The organism is Parafrankia sp. Ea1.12, from assembly GCF_900465275.1.
Lineage (GTDB): Bacteria > Actinomycetota > Actinomycetes > Frankiales > Frankiaceae > Parafrankia > Parafrankia soli.
In genome coordinates this window covers 1-244 of record NZ_UBIZ01000257.1, presented here as the reverse complement: position 1 = coordinate 244, position 244 = coordinate 1, and the positions used below count along the sequence as shown (strand labels likewise).

At 70.1% G+C, this 244-nt stretch carries 1 protein-coding gene; it reads right to left on the bottom strand.

Annotated features, from left to right (window positions below; translation table 11 throughout):
- On the bottom strand, positions 1-244 hold a 244-nt coding region (locus FMEAI12_RS11425), incomplete at both ends, for an integrase core domain-containing protein (RefSeq protein WP_146776679.1).

The following is a 244-nucleotide window of genomic DNA, read 5'->3' as shown; positions in this document are numbered from 1 at the left end:
TGACGCTTCGTCAGGTCGGCGATGGGGTGCTCGGACGGTGGTGGCTGAAGGTTGCGGCCGCGGTGGGGTCGTCGTCCGTTGTAGTGGGCGGCGTACGCGGTCAGGACGGTGGGCAGGTGCCGCTCGCTGAAGATCGGCATGCGGTCGGTGACCTTGGTCCGGACGGTGCGGACGAACCGTTCGGCGTAGGCGTTCGCACGGGGCGTCCGGGGTGGGATCGTGACGGTGGTGATGCCGGCGTCGG